The 16,009-nt window shown below is 48.2% G+C and carries 14 protein-coding genes; 1 reads left to right on the top strand and 13 read right to left on the bottom strand.

Features of this window, described 5'->3' with window-relative positions:
- From LKD70_RS03985 to LKD70_RS03960, 6 genes are all read right to left on the bottom strand, one after another.
- A complete protein-coding gene (locus LKD70_RS03985; RefSeq protein WP_227706749.1) occupies positions 1 to 1,257 on the bottom strand; it encodes a lactate racemase domain-containing protein in 1,257 nt (418 codons plus the stop codon).
- A 1-nt stretch (position 1,258) separates the two neighbouring features.
- Complete coding sequence (locus LKD70_RS03980) at positions 1,259 to 2,365, bottom strand: Gfo/Idh/MocA family protein (RefSeq protein WP_227706748.1); 1,107 nt, start codon at positions 2,363 to 2,365, stop codon at positions 1,259 to 1,261.
- A 23-nt stretch (positions 2,366 to 2,388) separates the two neighbouring features.
- Positions 2,389 to 3,213, bottom strand: a complete 825-nt coding sequence (locus tag LKD70_RS03975; protein ID WP_227706747.1) for a carbohydrate ABC transporter permease — start codon at positions 3,211 to 3,213, stop codon at positions 2,389 to 2,391.
- Positions 3,203 to 4,075: a carbohydrate ABC transporter permease gene (locus tag LKD70_RS03970; protein ID WP_227706746.1), complete on the bottom strand. Its 873-nt coding sequence runs from the start codon at positions 4,073 to 4,075 to the stop codon at positions 3,203 to 3,205. The genes LKD70_RS03975 and LKD70_RS03970 overlap by 11 nt, the downstream gene beginning before the upstream one ends.
- A gap of 75 nt (positions 4,076 to 4,150) precedes the next feature.
- Positions 4,151 to 5,485 carry an extracellular solute-binding protein gene (locus tag LKD70_RS03965; protein WP_227706745.1) on the bottom strand — a complete coding sequence of 445 codons (1,335 nt, stop codon included), beginning with the start codon at positions 5,483 to 5,485 and terminating at the stop codon, positions 4,151 to 4,153.
- Positions 5,486 to 5,576: 91 nt separating this feature from the next.
- Positions 5,577 to 6,494, bottom strand: a complete 918-nt coding sequence (locus LKD70_RS03960; RefSeq protein ID WP_227706744.1) for a dihydrodipicolinate synthase family protein — start codon at positions 6,492 to 6,494, stop codon at positions 5,577 to 5,579.
- Between the two features lie 419 nt (positions 6,495 to 6,913).
- On the opposite strand from LKD70_RS03960, the gene LKD70_RS03955 reads away from it, so the two are divergent.
- Positions 6,914 to 7,690 carry an IclR family transcriptional regulator gene (locus tag LKD70_RS03955; protein ID WP_227706743.1) on the top strand — a complete coding sequence of 259 codons (777 nt, stop codon included), beginning with the start codon at positions 6,914 to 6,916 and terminating at the stop codon, positions 7,688 to 7,690.
- Positions 7,691 to 7,827: 137 nt separating this feature from the next.
- Here the strand turns inward: LKD70_RS03955 and LKD70_RS03950 are convergent, their stop codons facing one another.
- The 7 genes from LKD70_RS03950 to LKD70_RS03920 form a co-directional block, all read right to left on the bottom strand.
- On the bottom strand, positions 7,828 to 8,415 hold the full coding sequence (locus LKD70_RS03950; RefSeq protein WP_227706742.1) for a HipA domain-containing protein: 588 nt from the start codon (positions 8,413 to 8,415) through the stop codon (positions 7,828 to 7,830).
- A gap of 397 nt (positions 8,416 to 8,812) precedes the next feature.
- Positions 8,813 to 9,442 (bottom strand): precorrin-8X methylmutase, encoded by a 630-nt coding sequence (locus LKD70_RS03945; RefSeq protein WP_227706741.1) that lies wholly within the window; start codon positions 9,440 to 9,442, stop codon positions 8,813 to 8,815.
- A gap of 53 nt (positions 9,443 to 9,495) precedes the next feature.
- Entirely contained in the window at positions 9,496 to 10,548 is a 1,053-nt protein-coding gene (locus LKD70_RS03940; protein ID WP_227706740.1) for a bifunctional adenosylcobinamide kinase/adenosylcobinamide-phosphate guanylyltransferase, read from the bottom strand.
- A 38-nt stretch (positions 10,549 to 10,586) separates the two neighbouring features.
- Positions 10,587 to 12,254 (bottom strand): peptide ABC transporter substrate-binding protein, encoded by a 1,668-nt coding sequence (locus LKD70_RS03935; RefSeq protein WP_227706739.1) that lies wholly within the window; start codon positions 12,252 to 12,254, stop codon positions 10,587 to 10,589.
- Between the two features lie 24 nt (positions 12,255 to 12,278).
- Complete coding sequence (locus tag LKD70_RS03930; protein ID WP_227706738.1) at positions 12,279 to 14,060, bottom strand: dipeptide ABC transporter ATP-binding protein; 1,782 nt, start codon at positions 14,058 to 14,060, stop codon at positions 12,279 to 12,281.
- A complete protein-coding gene (locus LKD70_RS03925; protein WP_320442582.1) occupies positions 14,057 to 14,896 on the bottom strand; it encodes an ABC transporter permease in 840 nt (279 codons plus the stop codon). The genes LKD70_RS03930 and LKD70_RS03925 overlap by 4 nt, the downstream gene beginning before the upstream one ends.
- Before the next feature lie 26 nt (positions 14,897 to 14,922).
- The gene (locus tag LKD70_RS03920) at positions 14,923 to 15,846 is read right to left on the bottom strand and encodes an ABC transporter permease (protein WP_227706737.1); all 924 of its coding nucleotides are present in this window, start codon (positions 15,844 to 15,846) and stop codon (positions 14,923 to 14,925) included.
- Positions 15,847 to 16,009: the final 163 nt, after the last annotated feature.

Genomic DNA, 16,009 nt, shown 5'->3' with positions numbered 1-16,009 from the left:
TTATTGGTCAAGCCTTCCGATTGATACCGCTCCCATCGGATAGATGGCCACAACGGGCTTTCTTCCCTCATACTTTTTCTCAAGCTTTTCAAGCACTTCTTCCCAGGAAGGGTACACCGGCGGCGTTTCTCCCGTGTAAAACTGACGGATGTCCGTCTGCTTTACTCCGTCGGAGAGAATATAAAGTTCCTTGTCTTTCAGCTCCAGCGGCGGCATGTTGTCGTCATGGGGTGAGAAAAGACTCATCCCGGGCCCGAACAGGGCGTGGAACCCCGCCCCCTCACTGGCCGCTGTCATGGCCACAAGCGTCCCGTCTTTCGCCACGCACTGCTCTTTATAATGCCCCAGTACAGCGAAGCATGTCGCTATCTGGGAATATTCCGTATCTTTCGGATATGCGGATGTAACCGTAATATCCGCGTTTTTCACCAGCTTTGTCCCGAGACGGTCCATCGCCCGGACGCACGCTGCCCTGTGCGCTTTCACAAAATGTCCCGTGAACACTTCAGCCACCTTCATCCTGGAATTCAGGACTACATTTACAATAAAATCCAGCCCGACTTTTCCGACGATCTCTTCCATGTTTTTCCTCATCGCATTGTCGGGATCACATGTGCTTGTCTTAAACGACATACTCTTGCTCTTGTCCGCGAACACAAGCGTGTGGTTGCTGCGAAGCGTCTCTATCCCGCCGATTCCGGGGATGACGGCCTTCGCCCCGCCGGAAAATCCCGCGAGAGTATGGGGGACGATACAGCCCACCGCTATTTTCAGGTCAGCCTCTACATAGTTGCGGTTGATCCGGATCACCTGGTCTTTATCCGGGATCGTCACAAGATCCGGAGAAAACGCAAAATGATTGATCACCTGTACATGGTCAAGCACCCAGGCCCCGACTTTAATCTTCATCTCCTGACGCGTCATCGGCCGGTGTCCGCCGAGAGCCACAAGCACTTTGATATTCTCATAGGCGAGTCCTGCCGACACAAGCTTCCTGATCACAATGGGGAGGAGCCTGTCCCCCGGCGTGGGCCTGGAGATGTCGTCAATGATAATGCAAGCGCTTTTCTTCCCCTCCGCAAGCTTTTCAAGTTTCTCTGTCCCGATCGGACTGTCAATCGCTTTTATAATCCCCTCATCGGAGATTTCTTCACAATATTCCGGCTCGCAGAAGTGAACCTCCCACTCGTCGGGAAACGTAAGAGTCCGGTAAGACTGTTCGTACCACTGCCCCCAGGGCACTTTAAATTCCTGCATTTTATTTTCCCCTTTCCAGATAAACCGGTCTTTTCTCTCTTGCCGACCGGTAAATTGCTTCTATAATCTCTGCAGTGACAAGCGCCTGCGGCGCATATGGATCTTCCGTTTTCCCGTCAAACAGCAGATTCATATAATACCTGTGTTCTCTCTGAGACGGACTAATCCCCTCTTCCTCCGGAGTAAGAGACCGCTTTGTTTTCTGCAGATCATTCCCGGTAATGCACATCCGCCCGCCCATCTCATGAACCAGCGTGACAGATTCTTCTTCTCTTAGCTGCGCTCCCGCGTCTGCCCCGAACAGATCCACGCTCGCCTCCTGCTCTTTCACCGTATTCAGCGCGTAACTCGCATCCACGGTAAGAGTCATTCCGTTTTTCATGACGATAAAACCAAGCGCGCAGTCTTCCACTTCCATCTTATTCGGATCCCACGGCCCCCAGTAATTCGCCATGCTGCCCTTTTCCGCAATCTTGTCATATGTCATTCCCGATACATAGGACGGTTCAAAATTGTCTGCAAGCCAGAGAGCAAGGTCAATTGCATGGGAACCGATATCAATCAGCGGTCCTCCGCCCTGGTATTTTCTGTTTGTTGTCACACCCCAGGTCGGCACCGCCCTTCTGCGCACCGCGTATGCTTTCGCGTAATAGATATCGCCGAAAAAGCCCTCTTCTGCCAGACGTTTTGTATACAGTGCCTGATTTGTAAAACGGTTCTGATACGAAATATGGAGAAGCTTTCCGGAATCTGACGCTGCTTTGAGCATCTTCCGGGCTCCCTCTGAATCCAGCGCCATCGGCTTCTCACAGATCACATGCTTTCCGCTCTTAAGCGCCCGTATGCTCTGTTCGGCGTGGAAACAGTTGGGCGTTGATACAAAAACGACGTCAACATCTTTTCTTTCGTATATTTCCGTTATATCCTCAGCTGTCTCTGTATCCGCATCCCCATAGGTTTCCCGGCACTTTTCCGCTGTCTGCCGGGCCGTATCGTACAGAAGACGTATGCGCAGGCGCGGATCCTGCGCGCAGAGAGGAAGATGCTTTTTCTGCGCGATCGCCCCGCAGCCGATAAACGCCGCGTTCATCACGGAATTTTTGTCCATCTCTTTTTATCCCTTTCTGTTTACTATCCCTTCACAGCCCCGGCTGTCACTCCCTGTATGATATATTTCTGGAAGAATGTAAAGATCACAACCGGCGGAATAATGCCGATCAGGGAAGCCGCGCCGACGATGTGCCACCGGATCGTCGTATCACTTAACAGACTGTACACCGTCAGTGTCAGCGGATATTTGTCCGAGTCCGAGAGCAGGAACAGCGGAATCACAAACTCATTGTATGAGTTTACGAATACGAAGATCGCCCCTACCGCGATTCCCGGCCCGCTGATCGGAAGGATAATCCGGGTGAGAAGCTGAGCATAATTGCAGCCGTCCAGTGCGGCAGCTTCTTCCAGGGACTGCGGCAGAGTGGAGAAATACCCCTGATGGATCGTAACAACAAGCGCCAGGTTGACACCCGTATATACAATCACCACTGTCAGAGAAGAATCCAGAAGCCCGAGCTCATTGAACATCTGATACAGTGTAGGCAGGATAACGATTCCCGCGATCATCTGTGAAAGGAGAAGAACGAACGATACCGCCGTGCGTCCCCTGAACGGATATCTGGCAAGTGCATAAGCTGCCGGCACAGAGATCAAAGTGGTAAGAACCGTCGCTGCTGCGGCATACAGAAAACTGTTGAAAATATTGTGGGCAATCAGGCCGAACGCATCCAAAAAGTTCGAAAACTCATGGTAATGCGGCCAGAGCTGAGCCTCCAGCATGTTTGCATACGGAGTCAGAGCTATAATAACCGCCATGTAAATCGGTATAATCGCAAACAGGCAGAAGATCACACTTAAAACAGTCCTTACAATCCTGCCCGGCAGTGTTCCTTTACTCGACATAGTCATCCTCCTTACTGTTCATCAGTTTCCAGTACAGAATCGTAATCAGAGTGAGAATGAAGATCGCGATCAGAGACCATGCGGAAGCCGTCCCTGTATTCTTCATACTGAACATTTCTCTGTAGATTCTCATGGAGATTGTCATCGTTGCGTCAATTGGACCGCCTCCGGTCATACCGAAAATAATGTCGAATACAAGGAATGTCCACACAGTAAGTACAATAATCGTACTGGATGTTGTGGCCCTTAAGTTCGGCAGCGTGATATACCGGAATCTCTGGAACGGTCCCGCGCCGTCAATGCTTGCCTGTTCGTACTGTTCCTGGGGAATCGTTGTCAGCGCGGAATAATAATTCATAAAAGCAAACGGAATCGCTCTCCAGATACGGGCGACAATCACCGCAATCAGCGCAGTATCAAAACTTAAGAAACTGATCGGCTCGTCGATAAGCCCGATTTTCTCCAGAAAGACATTGATCAGGCCAAAATCGGAATTATAGACAAACCTCCAGCAGGACGCCACGATAATAAGCGGAATCGCGTACGGAAGAAGGTTGATCGCCACAACCACTTTCTTTCCTTTAAAGCTTCTGTTGCATATCATGGCAATGACAAGCCCGAACACCATAGCCGGCAGCACAGAGCCGAACGTCCAGATCAGCGTTGTTGTAACTGTCTGCGGTATGTCCTCGCTGATTGTCATAAAATTTTCAAGACCTACAAACTGTCCGTCAGAACTGCCTCCAAACCCTCTGAACGCGCTGATACAGACGCTGGCAAGCGGGTATCCGTATACGAAGCAGAGGATAATGGCAAGAGGAAGCAAAGACAGAACGATTCTTTTTCTTTTACTTGCAGTCAAACACGGCACCTCCTTTAATCCCCGGTTATTTAAGAATGCCTCCGGCAGTCACGCCGGAGGCTTAAGCATCTGCAATCAACTGTTTCGTGCGGTCACTCCTCTTGCCGCTTCAGCCGCTCCTTCCAGAGCAGTCTGCGCGTCAATCTGTCCGAGGATCAGCTGCTGCCACACTTCCTCCATCGCCGTATAGTACGCGGAAGGCGTCGGGCTGTTCTTTCCGATCATTCCATAGAGTGTAAAGTTCTGAGTATCATCGTAGAATACTTTCCAATAGTCATACTGGAATGCCGGATTTTCAAACTCGGACTCCAGAAGCGGAGCAGAACCATATGCAATGTGATGCGATTCCAGAATCTCCGGGCTCATCAGCCAGTCAATCAGCTTCGCGGAAGCCTCGGCTGTCTCTTCCCTTGTCGCTACCCAGCCGTTTGTGCCTGCCCAGGTGATCTGTTTTCCATTCGGAGCGAGAGGTATGGATGTAATACCGATAATGCTCTCATCCAGATTCTCCCCGAACGCCTCCGTAAATGTCGGAACCGCCCACGGAGCGTCAATCAGCATACCGATCTGTCCGTCACGGAGAAGCGGGCGAAGCTCTCCACGGCCATACTCTGTCGGAGATGCCTGCATGTACGGAACAAGAGATTCCACAAACTCAACCGCTTCCATTCCCTCATCCGTCTCAAAGAGCGGCTCGCTGTTTTCATCGAGAATCGGCGCATCCGTTGCCTGGTTGATAAACATGCCCACAAACTCTTCCAGCACTTCCGATCCCGTAATTGCCGGAACTCCAATTCCTGCCGCATCCGTATTCTCCGTAATCGCCTTTGCTGCCTCATAGAACTCATCCCATGTTGTCGGCGGTGATTCAGGATCGAGTCCTGCCGCTTCAAATACATCTTTATTGTAATAGAGAACCATTGTATCTACTGAACTGGGGATGTAATATAGTTCTTCATCACCGGTGTCCACAAGACTCCACACGCTTTCCGGGATCTGGGAAACCGTTTCCTCGCTCAGAAGATCCGTAAGATCAACAAAGTGTTCTCTCGCCGAGGAATCAAACATCTTGTTGTCCCACCAGAAGATTACATCCGGCTGCGTGTCAGCCTCAAAGTATGTAGGATAAGTCTGAATCCATCCGGTCCATGACTCATACTTGATCTCTACCTCGATGTCCGGATTGTCTTCCATGAACTGCTCTACCGCAGGCTCAAGAAACGCCTGCACCTTTTCCTGGTCACCGGGGCGGATCACTGTGATTTTCGTCTTCCCGTCACTGGAAGTGCCGGAAGAACCCGTCTCCTCTCCGGAACCTTCACCGCCGTCAGATGATGAAGAACAGCCCATCACTAATGTACCTGCCATAGCCACACACAGAATCAAACTTAAAATCCTTTTCTTTTTCATCCTTTCACCCTCTTTCTCCTTGTCATTTATCTGTCGGAAATAAACATTTCCTCTCAGATATCCATCGCACCACACTGCATAAAAATTAATCTCAGTTCAGATATCCGTACTCTTTGAGAACTGCTTTCAGGCTGTCCATAACATCTGTCGGAAGCTCAGAGATAACCGGTTTGCGGCAGTATCCTGCGTCAACGCCGCGAAGCTTGAGTCCTTCTTTAATGATCTGAAGCCACGGAGTCGGAAGTCCGTCTTTTGTCGGTTTTGTAAACAGAGGCAGATACGGACGAATCTTTTCAAAGTGAGCTTTCATCGCTTCTTCCATCTTTCTTTCCTTTGCCAGATGGAACACTTCTGAATTCTCCTTCGGGAAAAGGTTTCCTGTTCCGCATACCCAGCCGTCAGCCCAGCATGCGCAGCTCTCAACCGGGCATACATCGTAGCCGTAGAAGATTGCGAATCCGTCGTCTGTTAAGTATCTGAGATCCTGCTGTCTGTAAACATCTGCCTGGCGCTCTTTCACTGCGTCGATAAATCCTTCATTGTAAAGCTTTGCCATAAACTCGTCTGTCATAAGGCAGGTTGAGTAGTACGGATTGTGATATACCATGATCGGAATATCGATTGCCTTGCGGATTGTCTCATAATGTTTTAAAAGTTCGTTCTCATTGGGAGCCATATACCACGGTGTAACTGCCATTACGCCGTCAGCGCCTGCTGCCTGAGCTGCAATAGACATTTCAACAACATCCTTTGTACGGTATGCGCCTGTGGAGCACACAACTTTGATGCGTCCGTCAGCGGCCTTTACAGTTGCCTCGTTTACAGCCATCTGCTCTTCCGGAGTCAGCGCGATCATTTCACCTGTGCTTCCTGCGGGAATTACACCTGTAACGCCGTTGTCTGCCAGAAAGTCCGTACACTCTTTGATACCGTTAAAATTAATACTCTCATCCGCATTGAACGGAGTTACCATAGGAATATAGATACCATTCAGTTTTTCTTTTTTCATTTTCAGTCTTCTCCTCCTTGACCCAATCAGTTCATCGCATTTCTGAAATAGCTATTTCAATAGCATAATACCCCTCCCCGTAAAATTTGTCAATAATTTATTCGATAATATTTTTATTATCATATATTTTTGTTATTTTGTACAAATTTTTAGTATTTTCTTCGCTTCACAGCTTATTTTCCAGCCTTATTATTCGTCTATTTTTCATGGTTTTCCTTTTTATCCACTTGTTTTTTCATTTCTGGAATACCTATTCCATTCGATTTTTCGGCATTTTCCCGTTGACACCGGCTTGTTCAAATGATATTTTATACTTATAGAAATATACAGACATTTTAATATATTGTTTTTACAATTATCGAAATGCTCATTTCACCTATTTTATAACTAATATTTTATCTACAGAGAGGGGGATTCACTTGGGTAAAGAAGCACCGGAAACCATCAAAATGATTGAACACGCACTGAAAGTTCTGGATATTCTCCGCGAACGCAATCAGAAACTGGGCGCGAATGAACTTGCCAAAATATGCGAAATCAACCCTTCTACAGCCTTCCGCATACTGAAAACTCTTGAGGCGGACGGATGGGTTTATCAATGCAGCGACAAAAGCTACATCATTGGAGAAAAAATAAGTTTTGCACTGGAAAAGGATAATTTCTATCTGGCTGCGAAAGAAATATCCGCTTTTACAATGCAGAAATATACAGAAAAATACAACCACGCGATGAATCTGATCGTAAGAGACGGCAGCAGCTGCTATATTATCCAGCAGTCCAGGACAAGAAACCTGATTGACTATGTGCCCCCGATGTATTCAGAACTTCCGTTCTATGCGTGCGCGGGAGGGAAAATCCTGCTTGCGCAGCTTCCTATTCACCTGATCGACCTGATCATCAACTCTGTGGAAATGGTGCCGTTCACGCAGCACACAATCACAGATCCCGATGAGTTCTGGAAGCAGCTTCGCACAGTAGCGGCTCAGGGATATGCCTTCGACGATAAAGAATCTTCCGTAAACGGAAGCTGTATCGCAGTACCGGTTTATGACCATTCCGGCAATACCATTGCCGCGCTTTCTTTCAGTGGATTTATAAGCGTGGAAAATCCAGAAGACCTGCTGGTCTATCTTCCTCCGCTCAAAGAAGCTTCCGCAGAAATTACGGATAATCTGTTCAAATGCTGGAAAAAATAACCCGGCAGAGAACCTTGTCTGTTCCCGCCGGGCCGGCTTAACAGTAAACGTTCGCTTCCCGCTCACCGCGAAAACCTGAAGCAGTGTTTTCTCGGTGACCGGGAAGCGAACGTTTACATTGCGATATTTCCGACAGCTTACAGTAATAACTGTCTCTGCCTTTCTATAACCGCGTCCCGCAATGTCATTTCTGTTTCTGTTGTCTGGGACATCACGTTATCATAAGACGAAAATGCGTGGTCGTGATCAAACAGCGGGCAGAACCCGATTATCTTCCCCGTACTGTTTTCCATCAGGAACCCCCAGTTCTGTTCGTGCCTGTCAGTATTGTTCAGCAGATAATCCGCAATCTGCATTTTCAGATAAAAGGTATGGTCAATCGCCCTGGCTTCCTCATAAGGATTCATTCCATAATAAGAACAGAATATCTGAAACTCTTCGAAAGTAACAAGCGATGTTTCTTCTGACGTAAAAAGTTCCGAATGAACTACAGCCTCCCCGACTCCTTCAATCCACTGATATCTTTCCGGCGTCAGATAAGACTCAATTTCTTCTTTTTCCGAAACAGAATAATGAATATGCGGAATATCAAACAGCGTAAGAATCTGGTCCGCCGGGATTTCGTATTTTCCTATTTTGTGAAGATATATTCTGTCCCCGCGCCTGATCCATCCTTTCGCGCTTGCTCCAAGCGTAGTAAGTTCCGGCGTATGAATATTTCTCATCGCCGTCCTGCCTGATCCAGTAAGAGTCCTCAAGACTTAAGCCGCGGCATGCTTTACACACTGCGTATCTGTTTGTCTGAGACAGCCTGAACGAATTTAAAATTTCTTTCGCATAACTGCGTCCGATGGAAAGAGTCCTGTTCGATGCCCATTCAATAAAATCGACAAATTGTACATTTTCCCTCCGAAGTGCGAACGGCAGCCTGTCCAGATCAAGCACTTTGCATGTTCCATTTTCCCGTATCTCCAATACCGGCCGGTTTTTCAACAACAACTGCATACCCGTCTTTCCTTTCCAACATCTGTTTGTATCTGACATGCTTATCTTACAGCAGTTTTCAGCTTCCTGCAATTTGTTTTGATCTGGGGTTTTAAATTTTAATTATGCCGCCTTGCATTACAGCATATACAGAAGGGCATTGCATATACATGCGGCAATATTGCTCCCACCTTTTCTCCCTTTTGCCACAATAAAAGGAATATTCTCAAGCTTTAGAATCAGTTCCTTTGACGGTTCCACATTGACAAACCCAACGGGTACACCAATAATCAGTTTCGGAGCAACCTTTCCTTCCTTAATCAGTTCATAAAGACGCGCCAGAGCAGTCGGAGCATTTCCGACTGCAAAAATAAGGTTTCCATGCAATTCTGCCGCTTTATCCATACATGCAGCAGCCCTTGTAATTTTCTTCTCACATGCAGCCTCTGCGACATCGCCATCCGGCATAAAACAGTACACTTCACCGCCAAATTGTGCCAGTTTCTTCTTATTAATTCCGGCTTTTGCCATCTGAGTATCCGTAACGATCGATGCCCCGCCTTGAATCGCACACAGAGCCTTCTCCACCACATTGTCAGAAAAAACCAGATTTTCTGCATAGTCAAAGTCCGCACTGGTGTGGATGCAGCGTTTTATAATCGTCTCTGTTCCCGGAATAAATTTTCTTTTTCCCAGCTCTTCTGTTATAATCTCAAAACTTCTTTTCTCAATCTGAGCAGGCAGCACCTGTTCAAGTTCTGTATTCATTTCCCTTTCCTTCCTTTTCACAATAAGCTTGTTGTTTTCTGGATAGTCTCGTTCTATTTTATTCTCATCCCGATACCGCAGACCACCCGGTCTACCCGCTCTGCCTGGCCCGCAAGCGAGCACATAATCCTTCCCACACTTTCCCGGTATTTCCTTTCAAAAGTATCCACCGGCACAAGGCCGCACCCCACCTCATCACACACGAGAATCAGGTTCCCGTTCTTTTCCAATATGAGGTCTGCCAGTTCTTTCCATCCTTTTCCCTGTTCAAGCCAGCGTTTTATAAATTCGTGAAAGTGGTTCATTGCGCAGCACGACTGTACCTCTTCCAGTCTGCAGGTTTTTCCATCTGTCCATTTTTCTCCGGGATACATCTGCTTTGCAAAAGAGAGTTTTCCCTGTAATGTTCCACCCGTTATAATTCTCAAGCCTCTCCCACCTTTTTTCTCATCTGCCGGACATTTATATTCCCTGCCGTCCACTGCAGATATATTCTTGCCCTGCCTTCCGAATTTCTCGCTGCGCAGCACCGAAAGATCCTTAACCGCACACGGGATCCCGCAAACCACCTCTGTAACCCGGTCTGCCGTATCGGCCAGAGCACAGTTGATTTTTCCCAGCATTTCCTTGTACAACTGCATTTCAGAAGATGCCTCCAAAGATTCACTGAACACATCATTAGTCACAACTATCAGGTTTCTGCATCTTTCCTTCAGACTGACTATGCCTCGCAACACAACACCGGCTGCGTCCCTTTTCTTTTCTTCATACATCTCATTAGCCGTCAGATTGGAAACACATTCCAGCAAAACATCCGCATTTTCCATGGGAGGGCTTTTTTTGCTCTTGAGCTTCCCCTCCAGATCTGTATACCACTCCAATGTCTGGAATCTTCTGCCTGAACGCATGGCGCGGTGTCTCTCGATCTTTTTTTCCGTCTCTTTATCCCATGGCAGCATTGTTGCAATATAATACCGATGTACATCCGCCATACCCCTTTTTTCTTTGTCATCAACGCCGGCTGAAAAAGGATACAGCCTGCACAGCGTCTCTTCCGCATAGGCGGATTTCCCGCTGCCGCTCCCTCCTGTGACAAGCTCCATCATAAATGTCCACCTCCTTTCCCTGGCATTGCTCCGTACTTTTACCCCTGACTGATATCCGCATACCGATATTCCAGCGCTCCGCTTGCCGGGATCTGCCTAAGTCCTGTAATTTGGGGATTAACCAGGTTTACACTCTTCATGGCATAGAGCGGAATAATGTAGAACTGCTCTCCCACCGCCCTCTGCTCTGCCTGATGAAGCAGACTAAAGCGAACCTCAGGATCCTGTTCGCGGCTTGACGACTCCACAAGCGCATCATACTCCTCGTCACAAATTCCGCTGCAGTTATATGTACTGTTAGAAAGAAGCATGGAAAGATATGTATACGGATCAGCAAAGTCTGCGGTCCAGTTCATCCTGCACAGGTCAAAATCTCCTGCATAACGGCTGCTGTAGTTTGCCTGAAGTTCCTGTGCCTTCAGTTCAATATCAATGTTCAGGTTTTCCTTCAGTTGTTCTTTAATAACCTGAGCGGTGTCTGAATCCATCTCAAGAGAAGGATAGCTGTATGTCAGAACAGGAAAACCTTCACCATCCGGATATCCGGCTTCGGCAAGAAGTTCCTGTGCCCGCTCCACATTTTCCTCAAATGGCTGCCCGGCCTCGTCCACAAAACGCTCTCCCGTAGTTTTATTGACCATATATTTTGCTACCAGATTATATGTCGGTTCTGTATCCGCGCCGATAATTTGACACAGTTCTTCCCGGTCAATAGCAAGATTAAACGCTTCTCTCACTTTCACATCGTCAAAAGGCTCTACATTCAGATTGAAATAAATATACCGTGTGGCAATCTGATCCGTCACCATCAGATCCTCTTTTCCTTCATAAAGTTCCATCACCGCAGAGGAGAGTGAAACCGCCACGTCTACCTCACCTGTCTCATAAGCCGATGCCATAGCCTGTGTATCGTCAAAAAAACGGTAGATGATCCGATCCAGATGAACTTCATCTTTATTCCAATAATAGTCATTTTTCTCCAGTACAAAATACTGATCCGGCACATATTCCTTCAGCAGAAACGGCCCATTCGAAAGACTTGTCGCAGGATCTTTATCCCATCCGCTGCTCACAGAATCCGCATACTTTGCGCAGGAGGGCGTATATACCGGAAGCCTGAGCAGATCGAGGAAATACACGCATGACTCTTCCAGATAAAAAACAAGAGTATAATCATCCGGCGCAGTTACACCAAGCGTATCCATATCCGCTTCCTTGTTGTAGATTGCTTCCGCGTTTTTGATCGGGAAAAGGTAAACTGCATACCCGCTTCCCGAAGCCGGATCCAGTGCGCGGCGGATCGTGTTCAGAAAATCCTCTGCCGTAACCGGTGTTCCGTCTGACCAGAGGGCATCCTCCCGTAAATGAAATGTCCAGACTGTAGAATCCTCATTTACCTCGAAGGATTCTGCCGCCCTGTATTCAATTTCCCCGTTTTCATCGTATGTAAGCAGTTCATCTAAGGCCGTTACGGAATAAGAAAGATAGGTAAGCGCAATAGAACCTGCCGGATCCAAAGTCCCGGTCTCACTGTTGACTGCCACCGTAATCTCCTTTTCTCCGTCCGCTCTCGCAGCGTCTCCTCTGCTTTTTCCGTCTGATGCGCATCCGCAAAGTACAGTCGCACACAGTACAGCTGCCGCCAAGAGCATCACAATCATCTTTTTTCCAATCAGCCGTTTCATTATCCGTATTTTTTTCTTCATCCTTTTTCTCCTTCTTCTGAACGTTTATATCTGTGATGTCATCCTGTACCCGTCGGCACGTTTTCCGGTTTGTTCTTCTGAATAGAGGAAACAAGCCGTTTCCCTGGTGCCAAAACGAAATGTCTCCGGCCGTTTTTCGTGGCAGCATTCTAAGGCATAGCCGCAGGATCCCACAAAGGGACATGCCTTCTCCCTGTCTGCCTTCCTTTCATTTTCTTCAACAAAAACAGGAGTAATTTTCCTGGCTTTCAACGGTTCCGGAGGCAAATCCGACTGTAAAAGCATCTTTGTATATGGGTGCCAGGGATTCGTACAGACATCCTTTGTCTCTCCTGTCTCCGCCAGACTTCCTCTGCAAAGGATGCAGATTCTTCTGCTGACCTGACGGATCAGCGACAGATCATGGGAGATAAAAAGACAGGCAATCTTTCTGGTTTTCTGGATGTCCAGAAGCAGTTCCATCATCTGCTTTCTCGTAGAAACGTCAAGAGCGGAAAACGCCTCGTCACAGATCAGAAGCTCGGGTTCCATGATAAGTGCCCGTGCAATCCCGATCCGCTGCCGCTCTCCCCCTGAAAGCTCATACGGGTACCGGTCTGCATCCCTGGGAGAAAGTCCTGTCAGACAGAGCACTTCCTCCACTTTCTTCCTGCGCTCCCCTGCCGCAGCTTTTCTGCCTTTTTCCTTCATCCGCAAAGCCTCGTCAAGAGCCTGTCCCGTTGTCATGCAGGGATTCAAAGAACCATATGAATCCTGAAATACCATCTGGATCTTTCCACGCCATACGTTCTTCCCGACCTCTGTTTTCTTCCCGTTTCCCGTATACATAAGTTCTCCTCTGTACCGGATTTTCCCCTGATCCGGCGTCAGTATTCCGGTTAAGACTCTTGCCAGAGTCGTCTTCCCGCTGCCGCTTTCCCCTGCAAGGGCGTACACCTCCCCTGTACGGATTTCCAGAGAAATATCCCGTATTCCCTCTTTCGTGCCGAACATCTTTGTCACATGCTCCAGCTTAAGCAGCGGAGGTTCTTCTGCCGCATCAGCCGGGAAATAATTCGTTCCCTTTGTATCTTTTAATAACTTTTTTGTATACTCCTGAACAGGTTCATAAAAGATTTGTTCCGCTGTTCCATGTTCGATGATCCGGCCGGATTTCATCACATATACTCTGCTGCAAAGCGCAGCGATCACCCCCATATCATGGCTTACAAGAAGAAGCGAGGCTTTTGTCTCCTTCACCACCCTCTTCAAAAGGTGGAGAATCTGTACCTGAACCGCCGCATCCAGCGCAGTTGTCGGTTCGTCCGCGATAATGACACGGGGTTCACATGCAAGGGCAACAGCAATGGCGGCTCTCTGCCGCATTCCTCCCGAAAGTTCAAAAGGATACTGTCTCATCCGAAGCTTTGGATTGTGGAACCCGGTCAGATCCAGCAATTCTTCCGCCCGTTCTTTTGCCTCTTTTCCGGTACACTTTCTGTGAATACGGATTGTTTCCACCAACTGACGGCCAATTTTAACAGAAGGGTTCAGGCTGTTCAGGGAATCCTGAAAAATCACGGCGATATCCCGTCCCGGCTTCGCCGGCTTGCCGCAAACGTCAATCTTCTCTGACAGAACACACGCACTTTTTTCCAAAAGCCCCGTCACAGCAAGAACCGCCGTACTCTTTCCTGAACCGGACTCTCCTACGATACCCGCAATTTCTCCTTTTTCTACGAAAAAAGAGACCCTGTCAAGTACCTGTTTCTCCCCGTTTCCGGTATGATATTGTACGCTTAAATTCTTTACCTCCAAAATACTCATTCGCTTTTTCCTCTCCGCATCTGCTCTTCCGCTGCAGTTCCTATTGTATTGAGAGCCAGAAGCATCACACACAGCACGATAAGCGGACAGATCATCTGATTCGGGTATAAAATCATCTGGCTTCGCGCCTCCTGTATTATTGTCCCCAGACTGGCCGCAGGAGGCTTAAGCCCAACCCCCAGAAAACTTAAAAACGCTTCCGTAAAGACTGCCTGAGGGATCAGGAAAATCATATTTACAACTATCGGTCCTGCCGCGTTTGGAAGCAGATGCCTCCACAGAATCCTGATGCAGGGGATTCCTTCCATTCGGGCAGCCGCTGCAAAATCTGTCTCTTTCAGCCTCCTGATTTCTCCGCGCACAATCCGCGACGTATCAACCCAGCCTGCCACACAAAGCCCGAGGATGATGCTTCCCACTCCCGCTCCCGCTGCGAGTGTAATCAGGATTACATAGAGCATGGACGGGATAGAAGTGATAAGATCCGCGATACGCATCAGAACTATATCTGCATATCCCCCCGCATACCCCGCAAGCGAACCGTAGAGAACACCCACGCTTCCGTTGATCAAGGCGCTGACTGTCCCAACCAGAAGACTGATGCCTGCGCCGTACCACACTCTGGCAAAGATATCTCTCCCGAATTTATCCGTTCCGAACAGATGTTCCATGGATACAGCCTGATTGCAAAGCTTAACATTCTGTTCCGAATAGGACCAGGGCCAGAACAAAGGCACAAGGACTGCGAGCAGTATCCAGACCAGCAGGACAATCCACCCTGCAAGAGCCTGTCTGTTTCCTTTGACCAGCCGTATTATATCTTTTATGCCATCCACAGGCCATCCTCCTTTCTTTTTTCCTCCTATGCGCCATATCCCCGTCGCGTCCCCGGATCCATCCACGCACACACAAGATCTGTTATGAGATTTACTGTAATTACTACTGTTCCCATAAAAACCGTCAGTCCCAGAATCAGAGTATAATCTCTGTTTGTAATGGAGCTTACAAACTCGCGTCCGAGTCCCGGAATGGTAAAGATGCTCTCCGCCACAAAGCTTCCGGTAAGCAGGGATGCAGAAGCCGGCCCCACATAATTCAACACCGGAATCCATGCATTCTTCAGGGTATGGGTAAATAAGATTCTGACATTTCCCAGTCCCTTTGCTCTGGCAAACAGTACATACTGTTTTTCCATCTCTGTCGCAAGAGCGTTTCCTGTCAGGCGGGAAATAACCGCCATGGGATAAAGCATCAGGGAGATCACCGGAAGTACATAGTGCGCAGGAGTCAGAAGCCCTGCCGACGGGAACCATCCCAGCTTCACGCTAAATACAAGCAGAAGGAGGATAGCCGCGGCAAAATTAGGAATCCCCGCAAAAATCATTCCTACAGCCGCTATGCCTTCACGGATTGCCTTATACTTCGACACTGCCCGCAGGATTCCAAGCCCTGTGCCGAAAATTACCGCGGCCAGAAGAGCTGCCGCCCCCAGAGAAGCCGTGACCGGCCATGTCCTTTTGATCACCTCCGCCACAGATGTTCCCGGCTCCTGATACGAGACGCCCAGATCTCCCCGGATGAGATTTCCCATATAGGTAATATACTGGTCTAAAAGCGGTTCGTTCAGTCCATACTCCTCCTCCACCGCCTCTACAACCTGTGACGACACCCCTCCGTTCTGGAAGGGGCTTCCCGGTATAAGCCGTACCAGAAAAAAAGTTGCTGTGGCAAGGACAAACAGGGAGACTATCCCTGCCGCCAGCCGTTTTAACGTATATGCAGCCATCCCCTGTCCTCCTTTTGTCAATTTATATCTTTTAAACCTGAATTATTCACGGCAATGTAATCACTCATGAATGAATCGAAGAAATTGCCGCAGTAGTTACAATAACCACATTTGCTCTTTCTGCCTATCGGTAAAGACTTAAAAAAGGGCAGACTTCACCTGT

This window comes from Ruminococcus turbiniformis (genome assembly GCF_020687545.1).
Classification (GTDB): Bacteria; Bacillota; Clostridia; order Lachnospirales; family Lachnospiraceae; genus Mediterraneibacter; species Mediterraneibacter turbiniformis.
Note: the sequence above shows the minus strand (reverse complement) of the source record. Positions and strands in the feature narration are given on the sequence as shown.

Excerpts from the sequence above, each read along its gene's own strand:
- LKD70_RS03985 (WP_227706749.1), bottom strand. The coding sequence starts at position 1,257 with ATGCAGGAATTTAAAGTGCCCTGGGGGCAGTGGTACGAACAGTCTTAC.
- LKD70_RS03935 (WP_227706739.1), bottom strand. The coding sequence starts at position 12,254 with ATGAAGAAAAAAATACGGATAATGAAACGGCTGATTGGAAAAAAGATG.
- LKD70_RS03950 (WP_227706742.1), bottom strand. The coding sequence starts at position 8,415 with ATGAGAAATATTCATACGCCGGAACTTACTACGCTTGGAGCAAGCGCG.
- LKD70_RS03965 (WP_227706745.1), bottom strand. The coding sequence starts at position 5,485 with ATGAAAAAGAAAAGGATTTTAAGTTTGATTCTGTGTGTGGCTATGGCA.
- LKD70_RS03960 (WP_227706744.1), bottom strand. The coding sequence starts at position 6,494 with ATGAAAAAAGAAAAACTGAATGGTATCTATATTCCTATGGTAACTCCG.
- LKD70_RS03920 (WP_227706737.1), bottom strand. The coding sequence starts at position 15,846 with ATGGCTGCATATACGTTAAAACGGCTGGCGGCAGGGATAGTCTCCCTG.
- LKD70_RS03975 (WP_227706747.1), bottom strand. The coding sequence starts at position 3,213 with ATGTCGAGTAAAGGAACACTGCCGGGCAGGATTGTAAGGACTGTTTTA.
- LKD70_RS03980 (WP_227706748.1), bottom strand. The coding sequence starts at position 2,365 with ATGGACAAAAATTCCGTGATGAACGCGGCGTTTATCGGCTGCGGGGCG.
- LKD70_RS03940 (WP_227706740.1), bottom strand. The coding sequence starts at position 10,548 with ATGATGGAGCTTGTCACAGGAGGGAGCGGCAGCGGGAAATCCGCCTAT.
- LKD70_RS03930 (WP_227706738.1), bottom strand. The coding sequence starts at position 14,060 with ATGAGTATTTTGGAGGTAAAGAATTTAAGCGTACAATATCATACCGGA.
- LKD70_RS03945 (WP_227706741.1), bottom strand. The coding sequence starts at position 9,442 with ATGAATACAGAACTTGAACAGGTGCTGCCTGCTCAGATTGAGAAAAGA.